Below are 26421 nucleotides of genomic sequence, written 5' to 3'. Positions count from 1 at the left end.
CGCGGACCCGCCTCGGATGTCAAAGATGCGAGGTGCCCTCGCTCCAGCGGGTGAACTGCATCCGCAGCTCGCAGGTGTAGCGGCCCCGGGCGTCCTGGAGCCAGAGCTGCTCGGGGGCCGGGTACATCTCCTCCACGGACAGCCGCTCCGCCTCGCGCGAGAGGTGGGAGAGCAGGTCCAGGGCGAAGGGGCTCGCGGTGTCGATGAGGTACGGCTTGCGCTCCTTCGAGCTGCGCATGAAGACGAAGCGAGGCCAGTTCCGTGCGCGCCGCTCGCGCTGCGCGGCGAGGAAGAGGTCGAACCCGGTGGGGCGCGCCAGCTTCTCCGAGGACAGCTCCCACCGCTCGCGCTGGTACACCGCGCCGCCGATGCTCAGGCGAGGCAGGTGGCTGCCCTTCGTGCGCAGCGGCGCGTGGAGCACCTGGGGATGTGCCAGCGCGGCGAAGGGCGGATAGGACGAGAAGTCATCCAGGGGCAGGTACAGGTGCACCCGCTCGCCCTTCCCGTCCACCAGCACCGGCCCTTGCGGCGTGGGCAGCACCTTCACATCGGCTGGCGTCATCGCGCCGTCTTCGACGTCCAGCACGTCCGAGACCGCATACACGAGGCGGCGGCCGGGGAACACGTAGAAGCCCTTGTTGCGTCGGCGGATGGACAGGCCCACCAGTCCGCGCGCCGAGGGGTCCGCCTCCAGCCAACGCGAGGCCACCGCCGAGTACCGCTCTCGCGAGGGGAAGAAGGCGCTCAGCCAGCTTCGGAGCATGAGGTGGTGGTGCACGCGCGCGAGCATCACCTCGAAGCCCGCGCCGGCTCCCTTCGAAGCGAGGCAGACGTCCGGCAGCGCGTACCGGCCGCCCGGGGTGGAGGTGCCCAGGAAGTCCACCGGCAGCGAGCGTGCCCGCGCGCCATCTTCATCCAGAAGCACCGGTGGCACGGGAGAGAAGCGGCTCCCCGCCACGTCGTCCGGACGCAGGCGCACGGCGTAGTCCAGGAGATCCAAGGGACGCTCGTCCGTGCCGAGCGCGTCGCGCACCTGCTCGCGGAAGCCCTGCTGCACGCGCTCACCGTAGGCGGCCGACAGCTCCAGGGGACCGGTCAGCGCGGACTCGAGCTCCTCCGTGAAGCGACGGCCGAAGCGCAGACGGAAGGGAGAGCTGGCCTCCTCGTAGAGGATGAGCCGGTCCGCGTACACCTGGCCATCACCGCGTCGCGCGGGCTTGCCCGTGGCCTCCGTGAAGCGGGCCTCCAGTTCCGGAAGCAACGCGCGACGCCGCGTCAGGTCCGCTGTCTGGAACTCGGCCTTCAGGCGCGCGAGCGTGTCCAACCGCTCCAACCAGAGGGTGCGTGCCTCCAGCTCCGGCAGGGCCGCGACGGAGTCACGCACGCTCTCGAAGGTGGCGAAGTCGTTGGGTCGGAACGGCAGGCCCCACAGGAGCAGCGCGCCCTTCACCAGCGGCAGGGCCGTGCGCATCACCTCTTCAACCGCGAGGCCGAGCACCTGCGCCGCGGACGCGGGCGTCGGATGCGTGCGCAGCACGGCCATGAGCTGCTCGGCGCCCTCGGACAGCGGCACCTCCAGTCGCAGCGCCTGACATGAGGCGCGCCCTGGGGTCACCGTGAAGAGGGGGTTGAGGCGCAGTGGCAGGTGGGGCCGCAGCGTCCGCTCACGCCCCACGGCGCGCGCGAGCTCCGTCACGGCCCAGAACGAGAAGAACGTGCGGCGGCTGGTGTCGCCGCTCTCCACCGTGCGCACGTCGAAGTCGTCCGAGTCGGTGCGCTCGCCGTAGGAGATGGGGCCGAAGAAGCTGGTCGTCTCGTTCTTCGCGCAGAAGCGCTGGAGGTACGTGTAGACCTGTCGGTCCACGCGCCGCGCGTCGGACGTGTCCTTCTGCTCGCCGCCGCGCAGGTAGCGGGCCCAGACGTTGTCGAACATCGCGGGGCTGGAGAGGAACACGGCTTCCTGGATGGCGGGGTCCGCCGCGCGCTCGCGCAGCTTCGAGCGAAGGTCCGCGCGCTCCTTCGCATGGCGCGCCTGGAGGGCCTCGCGCCGCACGAGATAGCGCGCCAAGGCTTCGCGGCTCGTGGGGCCATGGCGGGCCTTCAGCGTGGGCACCCTCCCCTGCTCGAAGGAGTCCTGGAAGCCCTTGGCCCCTGCTTCATCGCCCTCGGCGCGCACGGCGTCCAGGAACGCTCGCTCGTCATCGAGCAGCAGGTTCGCCTCGCCCAGCACTTCGTCGGAGAACCCGAGCGACTCCAACCAATCGAAGGGGAAGCCGGCGTGCCGGAGCACGAACACCTCTCCCAAGGTCCAGCGCTCGCTCATCCGTGCGTCCTCTCCAGGATGGACTTCGTCACCAGCATCTCCACCACCTTCGCGCGCTGCGCCTCCGGCACCGCGCCCAGCGCGGCCGACGCCGAAGCAGGCGCTGTCAGCCGGGACAGCACGGGAGCCAGGCGCGCATCCATCGCGAGCACGACCCCGGTGCGCAGGTTCGCCGCGTACCACGTGGGCTTCGGGGCGCCATCGAGCGAGGCCGCCAGTCGCACCACCGCGCAGTCCACATCCAGTCGGATGAGCGCGGCGGCGTCTGGCGCAGGCGCTATCGAAGGCACAGGAGCCACGGGCCCGTATAGGAACGCCGCGGCGACACGGCCCGGACTGAGCGGCGCGCGACCCAGCAGGCGGCTCGCCAACGAGGTGAGCACGGCGGGCAGGCGCGTCCCCTCAATCGTCCCCGGCTTTTCGATGGGGCGACTGCGGGACAAGTCCCGGTCCGCCGGAGGATCTCCAGGCTGTCCCCACCAGCGCGCCATGTCGCGGACTCGGGCGATGCGCTCCACCGACGCGTGGAACGGGCGCACTCCCGCGAGGTGGTCGAAGAAGCGCGGGCCCTCCAGCGCGGCCAGCGTGACATCCAGGGACGCCTCATCCACGCCCGGCGCTCCCACCCACCACTCCGCGACGACCCGCACACCCGCGGCCTTCAGCCGTTGATAGCCCTGGACGAGCGACTCCAGCGAGATGAAGCGGCGCTCAGGGTCCACCACCCGACCGTTCTCGATACCGCAGAACCCCACCACCACCGTGTGACAGCCGCTCTCCGCGAGCACGTCCGCCGCCAGGAGCGACCCGAGCGACACGTGGCCCGCCCAGCGTGCGCCTCCGGTGTACGCGCGCACCTCGTCCAACGAGCAGGCACCGAGCCAGTCTTCCCGTCGCCTCGTCCCCGGTTCCGGGCCGTCGGCGGAAGGAGCATCGAACTCCACCCAGTCGTGCTCATCTCCCCCCGGATACGGAGCGACGACCTCCAGTCCCAGCGCATCAGCGACCCACACGAGGTCGCTCGAACCGGAATCACCCCGCAGCGGAGCCACGCGCCAGCGCAGCGGGGGCACCTGCTCCGGGAACGCCGCACGCCGGAACGCGGGCATCCGCGCCAGCACCTCGCGATGCGTCCAGGCGAAGGGCCCGGCGACTTCCAAAGCCACATGCGCTGGACACGCCTGCGCGAGTGACACGGCGGCGGGGAGCTGAAGGTCACGCTCCAGCCACACGCGGACGCACTCCGCCTCCTCGAAGCGCGCGAGGACACCCGCCACGTCATCCGAGTACGGCGCGGGCAGCCCCACCACGCGCTGGACATCCCCACTCCGCTCCGTCGTGCCGGACTCCAGCTCCACGTCATCCAGACGCAGGTGGACGCCGTTGGGCGGGCCAGAAATCGCCGTCAGCACCGCGCCCAGGGCGCGAAGCTCCGGAATCGGCCCCCTGTCACGAAGCCCCTGCGCGACTCGCAGCAGGAGCAGCTCCCGCATCGTCTGGGGCGACGGGGGCGACGACTCGCGAGCCAGGGCCTCCGCCTCCACCGACTCGGAGGAGAAGACCCGGCGGCCGAAGTCCCTCGCCAGGTCCAACAGGTGCCACCCCTCGGGGACCTCGGGCACGAGCGTGATGTCCCGGTGTGGAGGCAGCACCAGCCACTTCATCACGCCTCCTCCGCGACGGGAGGCATGGCGGCCCGGGGGCCGCCCCACAACAGCGTGCAGCGCAGCTCCACCGTGTGGCGACCTCCCGGTCCACGGAGCCAGAGCTGCTCCGGCCCGGGCAACATCTCCGAGAGGAGGACCTCCTCCTTCTGCTCCAGCAGGTTGAGGAAGACGCGCAGCAACGGCGGGCTGCGCACGTCCACCAGCACGGGCTTTCGCTCGCCCTTGAACTTCGCGAAGACACACGGCGGAAGGCCGCGCGCCTCCCACAGGCCCACCGCGACGCGCAGCCTCGCGCGGTCGTCCTTGCAAGCCAGCAGCGCCTCTCGCGCCGCCGCATCCAGCCGCCACTGCTCGCGCTGCACCACCACCCCGCCGAGCGTGACTCGAGGCGTGTGCTCCCCCAGCGACACCCGCAGCGGGCGGATGCGCGGAAGCGAGAACGCCGTATGCACCGTGCTCTCCAGTTCGCCGTTGTAGAGGCACACCTCGGAGCCGAGCCGCTTCGACACCAGCCGCGCGCTCTTGCCGTCGCTTTCGACGAACAGGTCATCCAGCGGAATCCGCCACGCGGAGGCGCGGGAGCTGACACCGCCCAGCTCCACCACGGGTCCGGGAAACTCCGAGGGCAACAGCCCCGTGCGACGCGAGGGCAGCACCGTCACCAGGGGCATCGCGCGCGGCAGGGCGCCGAGCGCACGCACCATGGCGCTCTCCACCTTCCCTCGCGAAGGATGGAACTGGAGCGCCCAGCCCCACACCAGCGCGGTGTCGTGGATGTCCCCCATCACCAGCGTGTAGTCGCCTCGTCCCCAGGCCTCCACGTCCGCCGCCCCGACGAGCAGGTCCACCGACGTGACGAGCGGCAGGGCCCGCGCCGAATCCCACGCGGGAGGCACCACGTCACCCAGCTCGACAACGCGCGCCGCCGCGTCCGGAATGGACTGCGCGAGCAGCTCCGCCATCGACGTGTCCAGCGGCAACGGCAGGTCCGCGCTGGCGGCGGCCACCTTCCAGAAGGGCACCGTGCGTGAGCCGACCTTCTGCGCCACCGCGGCGCGCGCCGCGTCTCGCGTGCGCCAGGCCGCCTCGGCCATCCACGCCAGCGCCGGCTCCATGCGGGTCCCCAGCTCCCGCGCCCGCTCGCCGCCCACCTCGAGCCGCAGGTCCCCGCCGCACTCCTCTCGCAGCGCGAGCCGGTCCTGGTAGAAGTTGTGGGACTCGGACGCGGGCCCGCGCTCCGTCGAAGGCGCCACGCCCCACTGCTCCTTCGCCCGCCGCGCGAAGGCGTCCTGGAGCGCCATCTTCCCGCTCGCGTCCGCCGCGCCATAGCGCCCCATCAGCTCCAACAGCGCGCTCAGGCCCTCGACATGACGCCGCGCACCCGCGCTCGGCAGCGCTGCGACACGCTCCGCCAGGTCGTCCACGGGGTGGTGCACCGCGGAGGGTACCTCGAGCTGGTGCGTGAGCAGCGACTTGTCACAGCCCAGCCTCAGCGCCTCGCGGGCGAGGCCAGGCGCCACGCCCAGGGACGACGCCAGGGCCGCCAGCGTGCGCGTCCCATCCGCCAGCTCCACCAACCGGGGCAGCAGCTCCTCCGCGCTCTCCGGCGTGGGGCCCGCCTTGCGCGCGGGCATCTCCGCGAAGGCCTTGCGGCGCGGCACCAGCCACGAGGCGATCTCCGGGTCGAACGCGATGGCCCTCACCAACCCCTGCACCAGCCACGAGGCCGCGAAGGTGTTGCGCCCCACCAGCGTCTCGGGGCCGGACCAGTTCAGCGTCACGCCCGTGGGCGCGTCCGGGTCCACGCGGCCGTAGTTGATGGGACCGAAGAAGCCCATCGTCTCGTTCTTCGCGCACAGCCGCTGCAGATAGCTGGCGAGCTGCCGACGCAACCGGGAGCCCTCGCGCCCCGCGAGCAGGTCCTTGGCCACCGGCGGACTGGAGCTGGCGACCGCCTCCAGGAAGCGCGGCTCGCGGCACAGCGTCGCGAGCTGGGACTCCACCGCCGCCAGCTCACGCTCCATCGCCTCGGCGAAACCGGCCTCCGCCTCCTGGGCCGCCGCGGCGCGGACATTCCATTCCGCGAAGCGCTCCGGAGACTCCATCCCCTCGGTGTTGACGGGACGCCCCGCCTTGAGCGCGGCCAGCAGCTCTCGCGGAGGGCGACGCACGCGCGGCCCCTGGGCACGCAGCGCATCCAGCCCACGTCGCTCCGCCTCGAGCCGACGTGCCCACGTCGCCGACTCCGGGCACCCCAACCGCTCCAACCAGTCGAATGGGAAACCTGTCGTCCGCACGACGAGGTGAGGGAAGAACGTCCAGCCCTTCATGGGTCACATGTCCTTCAACCTCGTGGGCCACCCGAAGGCGGCCCGAGGCCAGCCACTCAGTCTTGTTGCCGAGCCGTCACGACAATCTCCTGGCCGGGCACCGCCAGCACCCACTGCTTGCTCGCGGCGCCAGGACAGCTCACCACCACCTCCAGCTCCCTGCCAGCCTCGATGGAGGCCTTCGTCACCGGCGTGCGGTTGGGCAGCGGTGCGCCGTCCACCTGGACCTGGCACCCGGACTCGCCGCTCGTCACGCTCAGCAGCCCTCGTGTCCCGGGCTGGGGCATCGCATCCGCCAGCGTCCGCACGTCGATGTCCTCGCGAAGCTGCGTGGTGCCGAACCGCCGCAGCCTCCCGTTCAACGCCGTGGCGATGAGCATCGGCCCGGTGGGCGGCGCCGGCAGCGACTTCGAGCCGGGCTCCAGCCGCACGCCACCGACGTACACGTGCTCGCCCTCCTCCAAATTGAGGAACACGGAGCCGGGACCGCGCAGCATCACCACCGCCACGACAGCCACCACCAGCAAGAGACCGCCACCCAGGGCCGCCCACTTCCACGTGCCCTTCCCGGACTCGGACGCGGTGGGCTCTCCCTGCGCGGGCGCGGGAGGAACGGGTCGCGCGACGGGCACGGGGCTCTGGTGCCCTGGCGAGGACGGCCGGGGCGCGGGAGCGGGACGGGGCGCCGAGGCGGGCAGCGCGGTGGAGGACGGACGCTGAGGCACGGGCACCGCGGTGTGGCCCGGCTGCGACGGACGCGGCGCTGGAGCGGGCTGGGTCTGCGCGGGAGGAGGCAACTGCGCGCTCCCCTGCAACAGCACCACCTCGGTCCGGTCCCCCGCATCCAGCGCCGGGAGCATCGGCAGCGGAGTCATGGTGGGCGGAGGAGGCGGAGGCCGGATCGCCACGGGAGGCGGCGTCGCGGGGCGGGTCGCCACGGGAGGAGGTGTCGCGGGCCTGGGCGCCACGGGCGGAGGCGTCGCGGGGCGGGTCGCCACGGGAGGCGGCGTCGCGGGCCGCGCGGCCACGTTGCCGCTGCCCGTGCCCGTCGTCGGACGCGGGATGTTGCCACTGCCCGCCGTGGTCGGCTTCGGGCCACTGCCCGTGCCCCGGTTTGGCGTCCTGGCATCGACGGGGGCCACCATGTCCCCGCTGCCGACGCTGCCACTGCCCGTGCCGCTGGGGACGGGCTTGGGATGGCTGCCCGTTCCCGACGCTGTCGAAGGCGTGTACTCCACCAGCCGGTCTCCCAGCGTGTCCTTGAAGAACTGGGCCACCGCCGCCGGGGACGAGTTGAGGCGGTGGTGCGCCATCACCGCTTCAATCTCCTCGCGCATCGCCGCGGCGGACGGCGTGCGGCGCGCCGGGTCCTTCACGAGGGCGCGGAGGATGAGGTCGGAGACGTCCTGCGGAATCTGCGGACGAAGCTGCGAGGGGACGGGAGCGGGCTCGCGGACGATGGCGTTGAGCGTGGCCGCGTCGTGGTCCCTGCGGAACGGAAGCTGTCCGGTGAGCAGCTCGAAGAGGACGACGCCGAGCGCGAAGACATCGTTGCGCGCGTCCAGCGTGCGGCCCGACGCGGCCTCCGGGGAGATGTACGAAATCTTCCCCTTCAGCACGCCCGCCTGGGTGTTCTCCTCGCCCGCCACCTTGGCGATGCCGAAGTCACTCAGCTTGATGGCGCCGTCCAGGGAGATGAGGACGTTGTGCGGGCTGACGTCGCGGTGCACCACGGGGTGCGGCGTGCCCGCCGGGTCCACGTACGCGTGCGCGTAGTGCAGACCCGCGGCCACCTCCGCGACGATGCGCAGCGCGTGCTCCAGCGGCAGCGCGAGCCCCTTGCGGCGCAGCTCGTTCACCAGCCGCTTCATGTCCGGCCCGCGCACGTACTCCATCAGGATGTACGCGACCCCGTCGGACACGCCCACGTCGAAGGTCTGCACGACGTTGGGATGCGTGAGGCGCGCGTTGGCGCGAGCCTCCGCGAACAGCATGTCCACGAACTCGGGGTTCTGCGCGAACTGCGGGAGAATCTTCTTCATCACCACGAACTTCTCGAAGCCCTTCACGCCCACCTGCTTGGCGAGGAAGACCTCGGCCATGCCGCCCTGGCCCAGCCGTCGGATGATGTTGAGCTTGGTGCTGCCCAGCGAGTTGGAGATGTCGGTGGGCGAGCCCTTGTTCGCCTGCGGGTCCACGTTGGTGGACCCGAACAGGTACTGACTGAGGGCGCGCGGCTCCAGCCCCTCGATGTCGTCCAGCGGCCGGTCCGTGAGCTGCACGCGCGCCAGGAACCCCTGGAGCTGCGGCATGTGCGGCACCTGGGCGCTGCCGCCGCAGATGGGGCACTCGATGGTGATGCTCGTCTGGTGCGCGCGAAGCTGCGCCAGGTACTCGTGGGCCTGGATGCGCTGGTGGCTCACCTGGCCGCAGTTGCGGCACTCGCACGGCAGCCACAGCGTGGCCAGCCGCCCCGGCATCAGCTTGGACGAGCGCGCCAGCACGGCCAGCGCCGGCGGCGGCACGCGGCACAGCACCACCTGCGCGGCCTGCGCCGCGGTGTCCAGCACCTGCTCCAGCTTGGGCAGCGCCTCCGGCTCCACCGTCCTGACGTGGCTGAAGTCGAACGCGACGCGCCCCTCCAACCCGGACGCGAGCCGGCGCACGTTGAGGTCGCCCTTGAGCGTGCTCGCCAGCGAGATGAACGTGACGTCGTCCTGGACGATTTTCAGGTGCTGCGGCAGCTCCGACTGCTCCGTCGGCATGCTCGCGCGCAGGTAGCGCATCACCACCGGGTCCACGGTGCCGAACTGCTGACGGCGCGCGTAGTCGAAGAACTCGCCCGGCAGGTCCGCGAACTCCAGCGGGTTGGAGCAGACGGGGCAGGTGTGCTCGGGCGCGCGCTCCTCGGCGATGACCTGGGCTTCGTCCACCAGGTTCACCACCCGCATCCGGTCTTCGTTGCAGGTGCGACACGTGTACGGCGCCAGCACGGAGAGCACGCGCGCGACTCCCGCGAAGCCCTCCACCATGTTGAGCTGATCCACCACGACGGGGGGCGCATGGACGACGTACAGCCCCAGCGCGCCCGGAGGCAGCTTCGCGGCGAATTCAATCCACCGGCGGACCCCGAAGGAGCTGATGCGCTCCACCCGGCCGAGGTCGACGACGAGGAGCCCACTGAGCTCCGGGTTCGTCGACGTCAACGGGAAGGTCTCGTCGATGACGCCGGCAATCCGGACGTGGGTGATGGTACCCACGCGGAGCCGGCTGATGATGGCGTTGGAACCCTGGCTATCCACCGGCCCTGACCTCATGCAGACAGAACATCAGTGACTTGGGCTGGGTCGCGCGGCGGCGCGCGTCTCCCAGGTCCACCACGCACACGACTCGCGACTCCCGGCCAGCGGTCACCCGGACCGCCACCGTGTCGCAGTGCTCGAGGATGCGACGCAATCCAAGACCCGCCCCTCCGCCAGACGCATCCACCTTCACGCGTTTGCCCCACCCCTCCAGCGCCCGGGCGAACGAGCCCGGCCGCAGGCCGCCGAAGCGGTCCGCCACTTCCAGCCACATCCGGCCGTCCTCCACCGCGAACGTCAGCTCGCAGGCGTCCTCCGGCTCCACTTCACGCACCTCGGTGCGCCGGTGCGCGTAGCGAGGCTCGCCCCGCGCATCCACCGGCGCATCCAGGAGCGCGTTGGCGGCGATTTCATGCACCACGTCCGCCACCAGCCCGGCCGCCACGCGGCTGCCCTCCGCGTCGTCCACCGCCACCGACGCCGCCTTGGCCGCCGCGTGGATGTCCGCCACGCGGCGCAGCGGATGGCGCTTCACCTCCGCCTGGTCCGGCAGGAGCGAGCCCTGCTTCCACAGCGAGCCCAACAGCCGGACCTCCCACATGGAAGGCCCACCGTCGCGCTCGCGCGTGGCCAGGAGCAGGGCTGGCGGCTCTCGCCGCAGCCACTGCGCGTGCTCGGGCTTGAGCACGCCGTCGAACAACACCAGCGCGCCCTTGCCGCCCACCTCACCCTGCGCCAGCAGCGGCACCGCCTGCTCGAGCGAGGCCGCGGGCAGGGAAGCATCTGCAATCAGCAGGAGGCCCCCGGCCTCCAGGTGAGGAGCGGTACTCAAACGCGGTGCCTAATAGCGTACCTTGACTTCACTGAAGAAGGATTGAGGCGGCGCGGGGAAGCCGTGAGACTCCTCGTAGGCCGCGTTGAAGAGGTTGGAGCCGAGGAACGACACGGAGATGCCGTCGTAGACGTTGAAGCCCACCCGCGCGCTGGCCGTCAGGTAGCTGGGCAGTTGCACGCGAGAGGTGGGCAGACCCGTCGACTCGTCCACCTGGAAGCCCGGGTCGAAGCGCGGCCCGACGAAGAGCGCGTACAGCTCCACGAAGGCCACCTTGCCGATGTTGGTGCGGCCGCGCGCGTAGATGCGGTGCGTGGGCGCGTAGTCCAGCGGCGACTCCGGGCTGTCGTCGAAGGGCACGTTCTTCGCGTCGAGGAGCTGGTAGGCCACGTCGAACGACGAGTTGATGGACGGAATCTGCGCCGCCGCCTCCAGCTCCAGGCCGGCGATGCGCGCGTCGCCCATGTTGCGGAACTGGGACACCGAGCCGAAGACGAGCTCCTGATTGATGAAGTTCTTGGCCACGTTGTAGAAGCCCGTCGCCGTCAGGCGCACGCGCCGGTCGAAGGGCCAGAAGTCCACGGAGCCCTCGAACGTGTCCAGCGTCTCCGCGCGAAGGTTGGCGTTTCCCACCAGCGTGGAGGCGTACATCTGCTGGTTGATGGCCAGCTCCGCCAGGGTGGGCGCGCGGAAGGCGCGGCCGTAGTTGGTGCGCAGCGTGAGCAACTCCGGCACCGCGTGGAAGACGATGCTGGCGCGCGGGGAGAGCTGGTCGGTGCGCTCGCGCCAGACCGCCTCGGGAATCTGGTAGCGGTCATACCGGGCGCCGCCGCTCAGCACCAGGCGCTCCGTCAGGCGGTACTCCGCGTCCACGAAGCCGCCGAGGATGGTCTGCTTCGTGTCGTCCAGCGTCAGCCCCGGCAGCACGTTGGGCACGTTGACGTTGTCCAGCTTCAAGTCGCCGCCGAACGTCACCGACAACGAGCCCGCCGAGTACAGCGCGCGAACCTCGCCGCCCAGCCGGCGCCGCTTGCCCAGAACGCGCGTGGGGTCGCCACCGAAGGCGTTCTCCATCACCACGTCGCGGCGCTTGAAGAAGCCGTACGCCTGACCGAACAGGCGCAGGTTGTCCGTCACCTGCTGATCCACCTGCGCGGAGGCGTTGAAGTTCTGGACGGACTCCTCGTCGTCCGGCGTGTAGTGGCAGCGGCCGCAGTTGCCCACGGTGGAGATCTGCGTGTGCGAGCCACCCGGGCGGCCAATCGTCGCGTCCGTGAAGTCCGCGTCCAGCGCCAGCGGCCCCACGCGCACCTTGCCGTTCACCTGGTGCACCATCGAGTCCTGGTTCTCGTCCACCACGCCCCTGGCGGGGTCACTGAAGAGCTGCGGCCCGTCCGAGCCATAGCCGTAGTAGCCCAGCAGCGCCTCCACGGGGCCGCCGCGTCCCGCCACGTTGCCGTGCAGACGCCACGTCTGGTCCTGGCCCGCGAGGATGCGCGCCTCGGCGCCCACGTTGCGTCCCGCGGCGATGAGGTCCGCCGGCTGGCGCTCGATGATGTTGATGACGCCGCTGAAGGCGTTGGAGCCGTACAGCGACGAGCCCGGGCCCCGGATGACCTCCACCTGCTTGAGGTTGACGAGCGGCGTCGTCTCGTCCGCGTAGAACTGACCCGTCCACGGGTCCGTCAGCGGCCGGCCGTCCTTGAGCAACAGCAGGCGGTTGGACAGGTAGTTGGAGCCCAGGCCACGCGCGCTCACCGCCGCCTTGCGCATGGACCCACGGCGGCACTCCATGCCGGGGAAGTACTGGATGGCCTCGCACAGCGTGAACTGGCCCGTGCCCTCCAACTCCTCCGCCGGAATCCACGACACCGTCAGGGGCACGTCCGCGATGCGCTGGTTGCGCTTGGAGGCCGTCGTCACCACCGCCTCGCTCAGCACGCGGTTGACCGACTCCTCCAGGGCGTCCGCGCCCCCCAGCGGGTCCTCACCGGGCAGGCTCGCCAGGCCGGACGGAGGCGGCATCGGCCGGTCCGTGGTGGGCTGGGCGAAGGGCGCGGAGATGGGGACGTTGTCGCTGGGCGCGGGCTTCTGGCTCACCGTCGCGGGCGGCGTGCTCAAGGGGTCCGCGGTGAGCGCGGGGTCCAGGGAGGGGCTCGCCACCGGGGCGTGCGAAGGAGGACCAGCCGGGTGGGTCTCCACCGTGGGCGCGGGGGCCACCGGAACGGGCGGCTCCGCCGTCACGGCCTCGGTGGGATCATCCGTCTCGGTGCCGGCGCCCAGGACGGGAATCTCCGGCTCGACGGGCGCCGGCTCCACCGGCTTGCCGTTCTTGCGCGTCTTCGGGGGCTTCTTCGCCGTACGCGGGGGCTTCGTCGCGGGCGTCTTCGTGGCCCCAGGGACCTTCGTCCCGGGCGGGACGACGCGCTTCTTGCGCTTCACCTTCGCTGGCGCCTCACCCGCCGCGCCGGAATCCTGGGCCTGGACCACCGTGGGGTAGGCCAGGGCCAGCGCGCTGAAGAGGACGGACATCGCGATGTAGGCGCGGATACCCTGGCGCCCTGCGTGAGCTCCCACCGCACCTCGCAGCGGATCAGCAGACACTTTGGAATGCATCTTTCTCACATCCGCGAATGGGAGGAACCCCCGCGGTCCTGTACGCCCCTGTTGGCCGGTGCGACGCCAGGGCACTCGTTCTTTTGGACGAATTCGCTCACCTGCACGCTCGCGCCGTAAGAAAACAAGCTACCCCAGCGGCCCAGCGGGGCCAAGTTGATGATTCTCATTCCCTGGAAACTCAAGAGTGTTTCGCGCCGGCGCGCCGAAGGTTGCGTGAAATCAGTCGTCGGGCTGTTCGGCGGCCACGGCGAGGTCTCCGCCGAATGAAGGCAGCGAGGGTCCCAGCTCCTCGGCTCGGACCAGGACCTCGGCGTCCACGCGCAACTCGGGCGCCTCGGCGAAGACGGGCTGGCGGCGCGGGGGGCCCTGGGTGACGAGCCGCCGGAAATCCTCGAAGTCCTTGCCCTGGATGCGGACGAAGGCTTCGAAGGGGGCAACAGCACCCACGGAGGACAGCGAGGAGTCCAGCGACTCCTTGTGGTTGCGCAGGTCCACCAGGACGGCGCCCGGCAGGCGGGAGCTGCGGAAGAGGACGCGCAGGTCCTTGTCCTTGGGGACATGGGACATGGGCACCAGGGCCGCCTCGGCGCCCTTGGCCTCCAGCATCTTCAGGGCGGACTCCACGTTGGGGACGGGGGTGAGCTTGAAGTGGCGCTGCGCGTCCAAGTCTCCCCCGAGCACGGCGTGGGTGACGAACTTGGGGTCGGCGGGGCCGGCGCCCTTCACCAGGGCCAGGCGCTTGCCGGCGAGGTCCTTCACCACGCCTTTGTGAGTGGAGACGATGGCCCAGCGCTGTTGGGACTCCCCGGGACGGGACGCCCAGGCCAGCGGAGTGGCCTTGGAGCCGAGCTGTACGGCGGCCCACCCCTCCACCACGGCGAAGTCCACCCCGCCGTCGGAGATGGCCCGCGCGAAGTCCTCATAGCGGCCGAAGCTCTTGGCGGCGATGGGGCGGTCCATCGCCTCGGACAGCTTCGCGGCCAGGGCCTCCGCGTACTGGAAGCGCTCCTGGCCGTCGCTCAACGTCGTGGCCAGGAAGACGCCCAGCGTGGCCTTCTTCGGGGCCGCGGCGGCGGGGGTGACGACACAGAGGGCCAGCGCGAGGCCGGCCAGCAGCAAGCGGAGCGTCTTCATGGGGTGGTCTCCTCCGCGGTGGCTCCGGCCGACGGCGCGCCCGAGGGCTCGGCGAGGCCATGGAGGCTCTGCAGGCGTTCCTTCCACTCGCGCACCTGGGCCTGGCGGGGGCCGGGGCCGGAGGCGAGGTAACGGCGCCAGGCGTCCACGGCCTCGGCGGGCTCGTGGCGTCGCTCCTGGGCGTCGATGCCCAGGTTGAGCGCGGCGACGGACACCGAGGACTCCAGGCGGCGCCACGTGGCCAGGGCCTCGGACGCCTTGCCCTTGCGCCAGTCGACGCAGGCCTGGTTGTGCTGGAGCAGCGCGTCGTCGGGCTCGGCGGTGAGCGCGGCCTTGAGGGCCTTCTCCGCGCCCTTCATGTTTCCGGAGGCGTAGGCCAGCGAGGCCTCGCGCCGATGAAGCGCGCCCGTCAGGGACGCGAGCCACTTGGGCTGGCCGGGCATGGGCTTCTTGGCCGCGGCCGTCAGCTGCTTGCGCGAGGCGGCCACCTGCCCCTTCTTGTAGAGGACGAAGGCGTCCGCCAGGGCGCGGGTGTTGGGCCACGCCCAGGGCTGCGCCGGGGTGAGCGCCTTCTTCAGCGCGGCGCTCGCCTCCGCGTGGCGACCGGCCTCCGCGCGCGACAGTCCGCGAGCGAAGAGGGCCAGCTTCGTCAGGTCCGCGCGCTTGCCGGTGCCCAGCTTGTCCACGGCGTCCAGGTCGCGGTCGGCGCCCTCGACGTCCCCTGCTTCGAGGCGGGCCAGCGCGCGGCGCACCAGCACGCGCGGCAGGTTGGCCTGCGCCACGCTCGCGGCCGTGCGCGACGGGCCGACCTCGGTGAGCCGCTGCACGGCGGCGTCCACCTGGCCCAACTCCACCTCGGCGAGCGCGGCGCCCACGGAGGCCTCGGCCTGCTGGTCCGGCTCCTCCGTCTGCTTGCCCGCGAGGCCGAAGGCCTCCAGCGCCGCCTGCGCATCCCCCGCGCCCAGCCGCGCGTAGCCCAGGAGCAGCTGCTCCCGCCACGTCGCGCCGGGGAGCGTGGCGCCCTGCTCCATCACCTTGCGCGCGTCCGCGTAGACACGCGTCTCCATCAGCGCCGCCGTCAGCCGGCGGGCCATGAGCGCGCTCCGGTCCAGGTCATAGGCCCGGCGCAAGTCACGAACGGCGTCATCCGCCCGCCCCGCCCCGCCCCTGTCGCGGGCACGGTGCGCGAGCGCGCGGGCCAGCCACTGCTTGGCGCCAGCGTGCGCGGGCTCCACCTGGAGCGCGTTGCCGTAGTCCTCGATGGCCTGGTCCCACTGGCCGGTGGCGAAGTGGTCCGCGCCCAGGAGCATCCAGCCCAGGGCCTGACGGGGCACCATCTCCACGACGCGCCGGTGCACCTCCACCGCGCGCTGGTAGCGGCCGGCGCGGCGGTTGACGGAGCCGAGCGACGCCCACAGCTCCACGCTGCTGGCGCCCGAGCGCACCGCGGCCTCCAGGAACTGGATGGCCTCCTCGTGACGTCCCTGCGCCTGGAGCGCCTTGCCCACCGCCATCTGCCCCAGCACCAGGCCGGGCTGAAGCTCCAGCACCTTGCGGTAGGCCTCCTCGGCGGCGGGGGCCTGCTTCTGCGCGAGCCGCACGTCGCCCAGCAGCAGGTACGCTGCGGGCGTCGCGCCCACCTTCACCATGGCCACCGCCTGCGCCTCCGCGCGGGGCAGCTCGGCCGAGGCGAGGTACAGCCGGGCCAGCTTCTCCTTCGGCTCGGCCGCCTGCGGGAAGCGCGTGGTGACGCCCTCGAGCAGCGTCCGCGCCTCGCCGGGCTTTCCCTCCAGCTCCAGCACGTTGGCGAGCCCCAGTTGCACCGTGGCCGACTCCGGCCGGCCCGCCTGCGCCTGGGTGAAGGACGCGCGCGCGGCCACCGCGTCGCGGCGCAGCACATGGGCGCGGCCCAGCAGTTCGTGGACCTGGAAGTCGTTGGTGGAGAGCTTCGCGGGACGCATGGCCAGATACTTCTGCAACCGCGTCACCGCCGCGTCGCCCTGCTGGGCGAAGAGGTAGTAGCTGGCCAGGTAGTAGTGGACGATGAGGTGCTCGGCCTGGTCCGCGCCAGCCACCTGCTCCAGCAGCGGCACGCCCTCCGGGAAGCGGCGCAGCTTGAAGAGGGCCACGCCCAGCGGGTACGAGAGCGACAGCTCGGACGGGTTTGCCGCCTGCACGGGCTTGAGCTTGTCCACGGTGCGCGCCCAGTCCTGGAGCGCGTTGGCGGCGGAGCCCACGCCCGCGGCGGCGGCGACGGAGCCCGGCTCGGCGGCCAGGGCCTGCTCGAAGAGGGCCAGCGCCTTGCGGTACTTCTCCTCCGCTTCCTTCTTGTCACCGGAGGCGCTCGCGGCGCTGGCGGACACCTGGGCCGTCTCGCCCTCCTTCACCAGCCGCTGCGACTCGGACATGGGTGGAGGGCGGTACTGCGCCAGGGCGGGAGGGCTGGCCAGCGAGGCCAGCAGGGCGAGCGCCGGGACGAGGCGTCGCATGGGGGTGTGGGGTGTGCGGCGCATGCGGGTGTCGTCCAGGGTCAGGCGGGGCTGTACTCGGCCACGACGACGGTGATGTCATCGCGCTGGGGCTGGCCCGCGCTGTACGCGCGGGCGTCCGCGAGCAGCGCGTCACGCAGCGCCTCCGCGGACAGATTGGCGTGGGCCTGCACCGCCGCGGCCAGACGCTGGGTGCCGTACATGCGCCCCGTCCCATCCCGTGCCTCGGTGATGCCGTCGGTGTACCAGACGATGATGTCCCCCGGGCTGAGCTGAGCCTGGCGGGACGTGAACTGCGACGTCACGGACGCGCCGAGCAGGGGCCCGCGCGCGGGCAGCGAGGCCACCTGCCCGCTGTGCTTGTTGAACACGAGCGGGCTGGGATGCGCGCCCGCCGCATAGTCCACCAGGCCGTTGGACACGTCGATGACGGCCAGGGCGCTGGACATCTGGTGCTCGCCGCGGCCCACGTTGGCCAGCGTCACGTTCAGCGCGGTGATGAGCATCTGCGCGTTGACCTCGGTGGGCTCGCGCAGCGTCATCGCGGAGGCGAAGCCGCTGGTGGCGCTCGTGGCCACCAGCGAGGTGGACAGGCCGTGGCCCGTCACGTCGCCGATGCCGATGACCACCCGCTGCTCGTCCAGCACCGCGCGGAACCACCAGTCGCCACCACACGCGTCGGCGGTGACGACGAGGCCGGCGATGCGCAGCGGCCCCACCTGCACGGCGTCACGGCCGGGCAAGAGCGTCTCCTGGACGGTGCGCGCCAGCGACACCTCGCGCTCGAGCTGGGCCTTGGCGCGCACGTCGTCGAGCAGCACCTTGATGCGCTCGGCCATGTGGTTGAACACCACGCCCAGCGTCTTCACCTCGCGGCCGGCGCCGCTGGCCACCTGGGTGCGCGCGCCCAAATCTCCGGCGGCCAGTTGCATCACCTTGTGGGTGAGCATACCCAATGGCCGGGTGATTCTTCGGCTCTGGAACGCGGCGACCACGCCCGCCAGCACCACGAAGCCCAGCCCCAGGGCGAGCATGCGCACGGTGTTGGCCCTCACGGTGACGCGCTTGTCGCGCTCGAGGACCTCGAGCTGCTCCTGGAGGGCGCGCAGCGAGTAGCTGATGACCACCAGCCCCTTGCCGCTGGTGGAGCCGTAGTCGATGGGCTCCTGAATCTCGTACACGGCCTGGTTCCGGTAGAACGCCTGCACCAGCCGCTGCTCGGCGGCGCGTCCGCTGGGGGCGGCCTCGGGCGCATCAGCCTCGGTGGGGGCTTCCGCGGCCTTCGGCTCGCTGTCCGCCATCACCAGGCCCTCCGGGTCGAGAATCTGGACGCGGAGGATGTTGGGGTTGGTGGAGACGATGGAGCCGGCCACGCCTTCCAGGAAGGCGTAGTTGTTGTCTCGCAGGTTGGTGACGGAGGTGAGCGCCACCGTCTGGCCCACCGTCCGCCCCAATTCGCGGGCCTGCTCCTGGATGCGCTCGGTGGAGCGGCGGGCGGTCTCCTCGAACTGGGACTGCGTCGACGCGACGGACAGCGCCGCGACCAGGCCCACGATGACCACCACCAGCGCGGTCGTCGTGAGCAGGAGGATCTGGTCCAACCGGAGGCCGCGGATGGCCGCCACGTTGGGCAGCTCGCCGGCCTCCAGCGGAGCGATGAGCGTGCCCGTCGCCTCGACGTGGGGCAACCCGACGTTGGAGGTCAGCCGCGTGGCGGTGGACTCGCGGGTGCCTGTGATTTCCCGGGAGCCCGTCCGCTCGACCTGTGGCGACGTGCCACCGGGGGACGTGCCCGGGGAGGTGCCGGGCTCGGGTGTGGGGTTCAGACGCGTGTTCGTGCTGGACAAGGACACACCCGGAAGGCCACGCCAACGCGCGGCGGGGAGCGGGAAAGAGGGGCGACTCTAGCGCACTTCTCCTGCTTCGCGAGACCTTGCCCCCCACACCACGTCACGACTCGTCCCGGCATGCGGACCTCCCGCGAGGTGGGGCGCGTGTTGGCCCGCCGGACACTTCACCTCCGGTGAGACGCGGACCCGGGCCTTCACCGCGCGTCCACGCGGGGCGTCCGTTAGCATCCCAGCCCATGAGGCCCCACTTCCACGTGGATGGGTTTCCCGTCCGCGTCCATCCGCTCTTCTTCCTCACGGCCCTGGCGACAGGCTGGACCTCCGCCTCCGAGCTGGGGAGCCTGGCGCTGTGGGTCATGGTGGTGTTCGCCTCGGTGCTCCTCCATGAACTGGGCCACGCGTGGGCGTACCGACGGTTCGGCTCCACCGCGAGCATCTCCCTGCACGGGATGGGCGGAACCGCGCAGGGCACGGACCGGCTCACGCACCGTCAGTCCGCGTGGGTGAGCTTCGCCGGCCCCGGGGTCGGCTTCCTGTTGGGCGGGCTGGTGTGGGGCGCCTCGGCCCTCACGCCGCTGGGCGAGCAGGGAGGGCTGGTGGGCGTGGCGGTGCGCCAGCTCCTCTGGGTGAACATCGGCTGGGGGCTGTTCAACCTGCTGCCCGTGCAGCCGCTGGATGGAGGCCACCTGCTCGCGTCGCTCGTGCGAGCACGCAAGGGCTACCGGTATGAGCGAGCCCTGCACGTCATCGGCATCGTCACGGCGGTGGCCCTGGTGGGGCTCGCCATCTGGGGGCGCACCGTCTGGGTCGGGCTGATGGCGCTGACGTTCGGGGTGATGAACCTGGAGCAACTGCGACAGCTCCCCCGGGAGGTCCCCTTCAAGCCCGCCGCGCCCCCTCGGAGGAGTGCCGCGCGGCGCGCCTCCGTGGCGGGCGCCGTCACTCTCGACGAGTTGCTGGGCCGGGGCCCTCCTCCGCCCGCCGCACCCCTCACCGAGACCGCGACCACCGAGGCGGTGGCCCCCGTCCTCGCCCGACGCGCGCCCGCGGACACGGTGGAGGAGCCCGAGGCCCCTCACGACCCGGCCGCGGTGGGCCAGCTCCTGCTGGACAGCGGCCTCGCGGGGCTGGCGGTGAAGCCCCTCCAGGAGGCCTTCTCCCGGGCGCCCTCCCCTCGCGCCGGACACACGCTCGTCCTGGCGCTCCTGGAAACGGGCCGTACGGCGGACCTGAGTGCGCTGCTCACCAGTCCCCGGTCCGCGCACCTGTCCGAGGAGACGCTGGGTGCCATCGAAGCGCGCGCGGGCGGAGACGAGGCGCTAACGGGCCGCGTCACGGTGCTGCGACGCGCCGCCGCTCCTAAGTTGGATGAGCAAGGCTGATTGCCGCGCCGCGCCACCGGGCCCCGTTTGAGTGGGGGGCCGCCAGGAGGTCATCTGCGCGCTTGAGAAAAGGGGGCGCATCCGGGTTATAGGGGCGTCCCCTCCAGCCAGAGGATGCCCGCGCGTGTCTAGACCCCGACTCATCAAAGAATCGTCCGCGCCGCTCCCGCTCGACAGGGAGCTGCTGGTCCGTATCCACGACCTCATGGTCAAAACGCGCGTCCTCGAGGAGCGCCTCATCCAGATGTACAAGCAGGGCCACGGCTACTTCTGGATTGGCGGCCCGGGCGAGGAGGCGTTCAACGTCCCGCTCGGCCTGCTGATGAAGAAGGGCCAGGGCCCCGAGTACGACTATCTCCACGCCCACTACCGCCAGTCCGGCACGCTGCTCGCGCTGGGCGAGGAGCCCATCGGCGCGCTGCGGCAGATGAAGAACACCGCGTCGGACCCGTACTCCGGCGGCCGCAACTTCGCGGGCCACTTCTCGCTGCGAAAGTACAACGTCGCCCCCGTCAGCTCCCCCATCGAGGTCCAGTACTCCATCGCACCGGGTACGGCCATGATGCAGAAGCGCGTGGGCGGTGACGGCATCACCATCGTCACCGGCGGCGACGCCGGCACGGCCGAGGGTGATTTCGCCACCTGCCTCATCTGGAGCAGCCGCCCCGCCAACCCGTTGCCGGTGCTCATCATCGTCACCAACAACAAGTGGGGCATCTCCACCTCGGCGGAGGGCCAGCACGGCGAGACGCGCGTGAGCGAGCGCGGCAAGGCGTTCAACATCCGCTCGAAGACCATCAACGGCAATGACCCGGTGGAGGCGTACACGGAGCTGAAGGAGGCGATGGAGTACGTGCGCACCGAGCGCAAGCCGTTCCTCCTGGAGGCCAACGTGTCGCGCCTGTACGGGCACTCGTCCGCGTCCGGCGCCAACTACGTGTCCGAGGAGCTCGACTGCCTCAAGCAGTTCGAGACCCGGCTGGAGGCGGACGGAGTCCTGACGCGCCAGCAGATGGACGAACTGCGCAACCGCTACACCGAGGACATGGCCGCCGCCGCCCGCATCGCCCGGGACGAGCCGCTGCCCGCCCCCGAGACCATCTGGAAGCACATCTTCGCGGAGGACAAGTAACCATGGCCAACATGGCGCAGGCCATTCGCATGGCCCTCCACTACGCCGAGGAGAACCTCGGTGTGACGGACATCTTCGGAGAGGACGTCGGCGCTCCGCTCGGCGGCGTCTTCACCTGCACGCAGGGCTTGAAGACGGCGTGGAACTCGCCCCTGGACGAGCGCGGCATCATCGGCGCGGCCATGGGAATCGCCCTGGGGGGTGGCAGGCCCGTCGCGGAGATTCAGTTCTGCGACTACGTCTACAACACCATCGACCTGCTCAAGCTGGCGGGCAACACCTGCTGGGCGAGCAACGGCGACTGGAACCTGCCCATGGTGGTGCGCACGCCGGTGGGCAGCGGCATCCGCGGGTCCATCTACCACTCGCACTCGTTCGACGCGACGATGACCCACATCCCCGGCTGGAAGGTGGTCATGCCCTCCACGCCGCTGGACGCGTACGGGCTGCTCATCTCCGCGTGCAAGGAACAGAACCCCGTCATGTTCCTGGAGCCCAAGGCGCTGTTGCGCGTGAAGGGCGACGAGCGCATCCCCGGCGAGCCGGACGATGACCGCGCGCTGTCGAAGATGATCGACGCGCCGTTGGGTGACCGCTCGCAGTGGAAGCCGCAGTGGCCCGCGGAGCTGGAGGCCTTCGCCATCCCCATCGGCAAGGGCAAGCTCCTGCGCGAGGGCACGCAGCTCACCGTCGTCAGCTACGGGCGCACCCTGCCCCTGTGCTCGCGCGCCGCGCAGACGCTCGCCGACGAGGGCATCAGCGTGGAGGTCATCGACCTGCGCTCGCTGTGGCCCTACGACTGGGAGATGATCAAGACCTCCGTCCAGAAGACGGGCCGCGTCCTGTTCGTCAACGAGGACACCGAGGTGACGAACTTCGGCGAGCACCTGCTGCGCCGCACGGTGGAGGAGCTCTTCTACTCGCTGCTCGCGCCGCCCCGCCTCGTGGCCGGCAAGTTCATCCCCGGCATCGGCCTGGCCGACACGCTGGAGATGGCCTCCGTGCCCCAGCAGAACGACATCACCGACGCCCTGCGCTCACTCGCTGGCGAGCAGCCGTAAGCGTCGCACCCACAAGTACGCTGACGTTCCCGCACCACGGAAAGTTCCGGGCCGCCGTTCCTCTTTGGAGGAGCGGCGGCCCTTTCGTTAGACTCCCAACTGCCTTGTCACAGCCAATCGTCCGGACCGCCACCCCCGCGGGTGCAGATGCTCCCGCCTTTCGCATTCGCCGCGCCCGTCGGGGCGACGCCGAGGCCATGGCCTTGCTGCTTCGCGAGCTGGGTTATCCACAGGGCACGGACCAGCAGACCGTGCACTGGGTGGTCAGCCATCCGGAGATTGAAATCTTCGTCGCGGGAGACCCGCAGGACAAACCCGTGGGCATGCTGTCGTTCTCCCACCGGCCGCAGCTGCGGCTGCGCGGGCGCGTGGCCACCATCGACGAGCTGGTGGTGACGGAGACCTGGCGCCGGCGAGGGGTGGGCCGCGCGCTCATCAAACAGATTCTGGAGCGCTGCAAGGTGCTCAGCGCCCGTCAGCTCCAGCTCGTCTCGCCGATGACAATCACTCCGGAGGCGCGCAACTTCTATACGGCGTGCGGCTTCTCCGAAATCGACGCGGGCGTGTTCCGCCATGCGGAGACGGAGGGCGGCCGCTAGGGCCAGCCCCGTCTCGCCTCCACCGGACGTCAGCGCTTGAAGCTCTCCACCACCCGGTGGAGCCGCGCGCGGTCCTCGTCATTCACGTCCGTGAAGCGCACGCCAATGGCCTCTTCCTCATCGCGCACCCACGCGATGATGCCATTGAGGTGGAACTCCTCGCCCGCGATGTCCATGGACAGACGCACCTGCGAGCCTACGTCGTAGGCCTTGCGCGTGCGCAGGCACAGGCCGCCCGCTGACACGTTGATGGAGAACACGCGCAGCGCTCGCGCGGCATCCGCCGTGTGTTCGAAACGAACGGCGAACTTCGCCGCCACGCGCTCGTCGGCACGCCGGTTCGCGTACGCGGAAGGATCCCCTGGTGCCATCTCTGCTTCCGCCACCTTGCTAGTCATGTGCACCCGCTACCCCCTGGCCACTGCTGGCGACCCGCTGCCATCCCAACCTCAGGGATTCTGACGCGCCGAGCCACCCCTTGGGCATCGGTCATCCGGCAAGTGTCCGCTGCTTTCCAGGCACGATTCAAGAGGGTCCCCCAGAATGAAGTCCATCAGCTAAGTCCCCGCTGACTTCGATTGGGGAGCATGGATGCGCGCGTGGCTCGCGGTGTTGACGGGGACCCTCTTCCTGGCGCTCTGGGTGCCCGGGTGCAGTGACGACAACAAACCCGGTCCGAACAATGGCGACTCCGGGGTGCCGGGAGACCCGGACGGTGGCGGTGGACCGACGGGAGATGGCGGGACGAACCCCGACTTCGCGTGCAACGTCGCAAGGCAGGAAGGCTGCGGAACAGGCCAAAGCTGCCACTTCGCGGACCTGGGCGGCGGCAGGACGGGCAGCCGGTGCTTCGCGGCGGCGTGCGACGTCGTGCAGCAGAACTGCGCGCAGGGGCAGCGCTGCACCTACGCGGGCGTGGGAGCGACGACGGAGCGGCGGTGCGTGGAGGCGGGCACGGGCGTGGAGGGCGCGCGCTGCACGCTGGCGGCCTCGGACGGCGGCGTCGAATACGACACGTGCGCGGCGGGCCTGTTCTGCAAGGACGAGCGGCAGGACGATGGCGGCACGAGCTTCTTCTGTCGCCGGCTGTGCCACGCGACGACGCAGTGTGGGGACGCGGGCGAGTGCAACACGGTGCTGAGGCTTGCGGGCACGTCGGAGCTGCCGCTGCTCTGCGGGCCGCGCTCGCAGGCGTGCGACCCCTTCGCGCAGGGCTGCACCGCGCCGCTGAGCTGCTATCCGTCCGCGTCCGGCCCCGTGTGCGCGGGCAGCGGCACGCGCGGCACGGGTGAAGCGTGCGATTTCAGCAACCAGTGCGCGCCGGGCAGCGCCTGCGTGAATACGGGGCGAGGGCTCAACTGCCGGCCCCTGTGCCGGTCCTCGGGCTCGCCCGCATGTTCCGCCGGGACGTGTCGTCCACTGAATGACAATCCGGGGGTGGGCGCCTGCATCCCATGAACCGCGGTGCCCACGCTGGGTAACTCCGTCGCCCCACCGGGCTGTCTCGCGGCCGAGCAAGGGCCGTGAGCGCGCACGCGAAGGAAATCCGTCGCTCCGTCTCGCCCGGAGACCAGGGGGGCGTGCGCCGCGCGACTCGGGACTTGCGCGTGTGTTGGGTGGTCGTCGCGGGAATGCGCGGTGAGCATCGTGCGTCCTCGGGAGGGAGCGACGATGCGAATGTGGCGAACGTGGCTCGGGGTCCTGGTGTGTGTGGGGAGTGCGCAGTGGGCATGCGCTCCCAGCAACGCCGATGACCCCGTATGGGAAGAGCCCTCTCAAGAAGAGCAGAGTGAAACCTCGAGCGCGCCGGACGCGTCGGTCGACGTGGCGCCCGCGCTCGTGCTGAACGACGAAGGCCAGGTGCGGACGACGCCTCCACCGTCGCCGCTGCCGGCCATCGGCTTCCAGCCCGGCTTCCACCAGGCGCTGCGCTGGTCCTATAGCGTGAGCAGCGTCACCACGTTCCGGATGCGAGTGCCGGTGGCGCGCACCGGCGACCGGATACAGGTGACGTTCCGCTCCGGTGATGGAGCGCTCACGCTCCAGCGCGCCACCGTGGCCCGTGCGGGCGCGGACGGCTCGCTCCTGTCCACGCCCGTGCCCTTGAACTTCGAGGGCAAGCCGGGCTTCACCGCGGGGGCTCGCACCCTGGTGACGTCGGACCCGGTGGCCTTTCCGGTGACGTTCCGGGACGACCTGGCCATCACCTTCGAGGTGCGAGGCGCGCTGGCGGCCAGCGCCATCAACGCGTTCCCTGGCAGCTTCGCTCGGGTCGGCACCCACTCCCAGGCGCTGACTGCGCTCGGGGGCGACACCTTCGAGCGCTCCGTGGGCGTGGCGACGGTGGAAGTGGAAGGGCCCACCGGCCGGGCGTTCCTGGCCATGGGCGACAGCATCACCGAGGGCTACGTCGACCTGCGCAACGACTCGCGCAACGCGTGGCCCGCGCTGGTGGAGGCGCAGCTCGGCGTGCCCGTGGTCAACGCGGGCGTCAGCGGCCAGGGCTTCTACGACGCGCTGATGATGCTCGACGACGAGGTGCTCTCGGTGAAGGGCATCACCGACTGCCTCGTCCTCCTGGGCACCAATGACTTGGGCGACGCGGGCGCGGAGGAGCAGATGGAGACGCGGATGCTGCTGCTGGTGCAGCGGCTGGAGCCGTTCTGCCACGTCTGGGTGAGCACGCTCTTGCCGAAGGAGAAGACGAACTACGGCGCCTATGAGTACGTGAAGTCGCAGCGGCTCAGCTTCAACGCGTGGCTGCGCGCCGGAGGCACGGGCGCGGAGGTCATCGACCTGGAGTCGGTGATGCGGCGCACGGGCAACGTGCACCTCTACCTGGAAGGGCTGGGCGTGGACGGCATCCACCCGAGCACCGAGGGCCACAAGGTGATGGCGGCCGAGGTGGTGCGCACCCTGCGCGAGCGCGGCCAGATGTAGCCGCGCGCGCCGCATCGGTGTGGCGGCGGCTCAGCGAGGACCGAGCACGCCGTGCAGCACGAGCAGCTCCGCCAGCCCCGGCGGAGCCAGCACCCAGTCGTTCTCCGCGGGCACCCAGCGCACCGGCGCGCCCGCGGACTCCAGCAGCGCATTCACGCGCAGCAGCAACGGAGAGAATGTCGTCGCGGGCGCGTCCCAGTCCCCCTCGCCGACCTCGACCTCCACGCCCCCCGGGTCCAGGACGAAGGCGTTGCGCCCCTGCAGCGGCTTCACGGCGAAGCCCGGGAGGTAGGGCTGCATCGCCGCCTCCAGTCGCTCCAGCAGCGCGGCGTCCTTGAAGGGATGGGACAGCTCCCAGTCGAAGAACGTCGGCAGCTGGGACAACAGCTCCCGGCGCAGCGGGTCCTCGCGGCTGTCGCGCCAGTGGTGCTCCGCCAGCTCCATCGCCGTGGCGGGAACCTTGAGTTCCCAGGGCTCCAGCTTCGCGAGCAGCTCTCCCATGCGCTCCACCAGCTCATACGGAGGCTCCGCGCGTGACACCCAGGCCACATCCGCCACGGACTGTCCCCTCCGCTGGCCCGTCACCCGGTCTCCCGCGCGGAGCTGGAATGGCGGCGCGCCGGACTCCGGCTCTGGATAGAGGGGTGCGTTGAAGAGCCCCTCGCCTGAGTCCGGACGCAGCCTGGCGAAGCCGTGCTTCGGGTTGACGTCCTCCACCGTGAATGTGTCTCTGGCCATCCGTCGCCTCCTCGATGAAAGAC

The 26421-nt window shown here is 71.0% G+C and carries 17 protein-coding genes; 6 read left to right on the top strand and 11 right to left on the bottom strand.

Features of this window, described 5'->3' with window-relative positions:
- Nucleotides 1–19: 19 nt before the first annotated feature.
- The 9 genes from G4D83_RS12685 to G4D83_RS12645 form a co-directional block, all read right to left on the bottom strand.
- Nucleotides 20–2323 carry a lantibiotic dehydratase gene (locus G4D83_RS12685; RefSeq protein ID WP_163864980.1) on the bottom strand — a complete coding sequence of 768 codons (2304 nt, stop codon included), beginning with the start codon at nucleotides 2321–2323 and terminating at the stop codon, nucleotides 20–22.
- The gene (locus G4D83_RS12680; RefSeq protein WP_163864979.1) at nucleotides 2320–3987 is read right to left on the bottom strand and encodes a hypothetical protein; all 1668 of its coding nucleotides are present in this window, start codon (nucleotides 3985–3987) and stop codon (nucleotides 2320–2322) included. Before G4D83_RS12680 ends, G4D83_RS12685 begins: the two co-directional genes overlap by 4 nt.
- Nucleotides 3987–6320 carry a lantibiotic dehydratase gene (locus G4D83_RS12675; RefSeq protein ID WP_163864978.1) on the bottom strand — a complete coding sequence of 778 codons (2334 nt, stop codon included), beginning with the start codon at nucleotides 6318–6320 and terminating at the stop codon, nucleotides 3987–3989. The genes G4D83_RS12680 and G4D83_RS12675 overlap by 1 nt, the downstream gene beginning before the upstream one ends.
- Before the next feature lie 56 nt (nucleotides 6321–6376).
- Entirely contained in the window at nucleotides 6377–9622 is a 3246-nt protein-coding gene (locus G4D83_RS12670; RefSeq protein WP_205522622.1) for a serine/threonine-protein kinase, read from the bottom strand.
- Nucleotides 9615–10454, bottom strand: a complete 840-nt coding sequence (locus G4D83_RS12665) for a hypothetical protein (protein ID WP_163864976.1) — start codon at nucleotides 10452–10454, stop codon at nucleotides 9615–9617. The genes G4D83_RS12670 and G4D83_RS12665 overlap by 8 nt, the downstream gene beginning before the upstream one ends.
- 9 nt (nucleotides 10455–10463) lie before the next feature.
- Nucleotides 10464–13031: a TonB-dependent receptor gene (locus G4D83_RS12660; RefSeq protein ID WP_240356300.1), complete on the bottom strand. Its 2568-nt coding sequence runs from the start codon at nucleotides 13029–13031 to the stop codon at nucleotides 10464–10466.
- Nucleotides 13032–13292: 261 nt separating this feature from the next.
- Entirely contained in the window at nucleotides 13293–14207 is a 915-nt protein-coding gene (locus G4D83_RS12655) for a PhnD/SsuA/transferrin family substrate-binding protein (protein WP_163864974.1), read from the bottom strand.
- A complete protein-coding gene (locus G4D83_RS12650) occupies nucleotides 14204–16720 on the bottom strand; it encodes a tetratricopeptide repeat protein (protein WP_163864973.1) in 2517 nt (838 codons plus the stop codon). Before G4D83_RS12650 ends, G4D83_RS12655 begins: the two co-directional genes overlap by 4 nt.
- Before the next feature lie 17 nt (nucleotides 16721–16737).
- On the bottom strand, nucleotides 16738–18543 hold the full coding sequence (locus tag G4D83_RS12645; protein ID WP_163864972.1) for a PP2C family protein-serine/threonine phosphatase: 1806 nt from the start codon (nucleotides 18541–18543) through the stop codon (nucleotides 16738–16740).
- 239 nt (nucleotides 18544–18782) lie between these two features.
- Here G4D83_RS12645 and G4D83_RS12640 point away from each other — a divergent pair, with 239 nt between their 5' ends.
- From G4D83_RS12640 to G4D83_RS12625, 4 genes are all read left to right on the top strand, one after another.
- Entirely contained in the window at nucleotides 18783–19928 is a 1146-nt protein-coding gene (locus G4D83_RS12640; RefSeq protein ID WP_163864971.1) for a M50 family metallopeptidase, read from the top strand.
- A 124-nt stretch (nucleotides 19929–20052) separates the two neighbouring features.
- A complete protein-coding gene (locus G4D83_RS12635) occupies nucleotides 20053–21060 on the top strand; it encodes a thiamine pyrophosphate-dependent dehydrogenase E1 component subunit alpha (protein ID WP_163864970.1) in 1008 nt (335 codons plus the stop codon).
- A 2-nt stretch (nucleotides 21061–21062) separates the two neighbouring features.
- The gene (locus G4D83_RS12630; RefSeq protein ID WP_163864969.1) at nucleotides 21063–22121 is read left to right on the top strand and encodes an alpha-ketoacid dehydrogenase subunit beta; all 1059 of its coding nucleotides are present in this window, start codon (nucleotides 21063–21065) and stop codon (nucleotides 22119–22121) included.
- Between the two features lie 197 nt (nucleotides 22122–22318).
- The gene (locus tag G4D83_RS12625) at nucleotides 22319–22720 is read left to right on the top strand and encodes a GNAT family N-acetyltransferase (protein ID WP_240356299.1); all 402 of its coding nucleotides are present in this window, start codon (nucleotides 22319–22321) and stop codon (nucleotides 22718–22720) included.
- 29 nt (nucleotides 22721–22749) lie between these two features.
- Here G4D83_RS12625 and G4D83_RS12620 read toward each other — a convergent pair whose 3' ends face one another.
- Nucleotides 22750–23118, bottom strand: coding sequence for a TIGR02266 family protein (locus G4D83_RS12620; RefSeq protein WP_163864967.1), 369 nt, complete (start codon nucleotides 23116–23118; stop codon nucleotides 22750–22752).
- A 193-nt stretch (nucleotides 23119–23311) separates the two neighbouring features.
- Here G4D83_RS12620 and G4D83_RS12615 point away from each other — a divergent pair, with 193 nt between their 5' ends.
- The gene (locus tag G4D83_RS12615; RefSeq protein WP_163864966.1) at nucleotides 23312–24178 is read left to right on the top strand and encodes a hypothetical protein; all 867 of its coding nucleotides are present in this window, start codon (nucleotides 23312–23314) and stop codon (nucleotides 24176–24178) included.
- Nucleotides 24179–24391: 213 nt separating this feature from the next.
- Complete coding sequence (locus tag G4D83_RS12610; RefSeq protein WP_163864965.1) at nucleotides 24392–25660, top strand: SGNH/GDSL hydrolase family protein; 1269 nt, start codon at nucleotides 24392–24394, stop codon at nucleotides 25658–25660.
- A 30-nt stretch (nucleotides 25661–25690) separates the two neighbouring features.
- Here G4D83_RS12610 and G4D83_RS12605 read toward each other — a convergent pair whose 3' ends face one another.
- Nucleotides 25691–26398: a hypothetical protein gene (locus G4D83_RS12605; RefSeq protein WP_163864964.1), complete on the bottom strand. Its 708-nt coding sequence runs from the start codon at nucleotides 26396–26398 to the stop codon at nucleotides 25691–25693.
- Nucleotides 26399–26421: the final 23 nt, after the last annotated feature.

The organism is Myxococcus eversor (genome assembly GCF_010894455.1).
Taxonomy (GTDB): domain Bacteria; phylum Myxococcota; class Myxococcia; order Myxococcales; family Myxococcaceae; genus Myxococcus; species Myxococcus eversor.
Note: the sequence above shows the minus strand (reverse complement) of the source record. Positions and strands in the feature narration are given on the sequence as shown.

What these genes read in the sequence shown, in the direction of transcription:
- G4D83_RS12625 (WP_240356299.1), top strand. Translation starts at nt 22,319, where the DNA reads ATGGCCTTGCTGCTTCGCGAGCTGGGTTATCCACAGGGCACGGACCAG.
- G4D83_RS12675 (WP_163864978.1), bottom strand. Translation starts at nt 6,320, where the DNA reads ATGAAGGGCTGGACGTTCTTCCCTCACCTCGTCGTGCGGACGACAGGT.
- G4D83_RS12640 (WP_163864971.1), top strand. Translation starts at nt 18,783, where the DNA reads ATGAGGCCCCACTTCCACGTGGATGGGTTTCCCGTCCGCGTCCATCCG.
- G4D83_RS12680 (WP_163864979.1), bottom strand. Translation starts at nt 3,987, where the DNA reads ATGAAGTGGCTGGTGCTGCCTCCACACCGGGACATCACGCTCGTGCCC.
- G4D83_RS12605 (WP_163864964.1), bottom strand. Translation starts at nt 26,398, where the DNA reads ATGGCCAGAGACACATTCACGGTGGAGGACGTCAACCCGAAGCACGGC.
- G4D83_RS12620 (WP_163864967.1), bottom strand. Translation starts at nt 23,118, where the DNA reads ATGACTAGCAAGGTGGCGGAAGCAGAGATGGCACCAGGGGATCCTTCC.
- G4D83_RS12615 (WP_163864966.1), top strand. Translation starts at nt 23,312, where the DNA reads ATGCGCGCGTGGCTCGCGGTGTTGACGGGGACCCTCTTCCTGGCGCTC.
- G4D83_RS12650 (WP_163864973.1), bottom strand. Translation starts at nt 16,720, where the DNA reads ATGCGCCGCACACCCCACACCCCCATGCGACGCCTCGTCCCGGCGCTC.
- G4D83_RS12685 (WP_163864980.1), bottom strand. Translation starts at nt 2,323, where the DNA reads ATGAGCGAGCGCTGGACCTTGGGAGAGGTGTTCGTGCTCCGGCACGCC.
- G4D83_RS12655 (WP_163864974.1), bottom strand. Translation starts at nt 14,207, where the DNA reads ATGAAGACGCTCCGCTTGCTGCTGGCCGGCCTCGCGCTGGCCCTCTGT.
- G4D83_RS12610 (WP_163864965.1), top strand. Translation starts at nt 24,392, where the DNA reads ATGCGAATGTGGCGAACGTGGCTCGGGGTCCTGGTGTGTGTGGGGAGT.
- G4D83_RS12630 (WP_163864969.1), top strand. Translation starts at nt 21,063, where the DNA reads ATGGCCAACATGGCGCAGGCCATTCGCATGGCCCTCCACTACGCCGAG.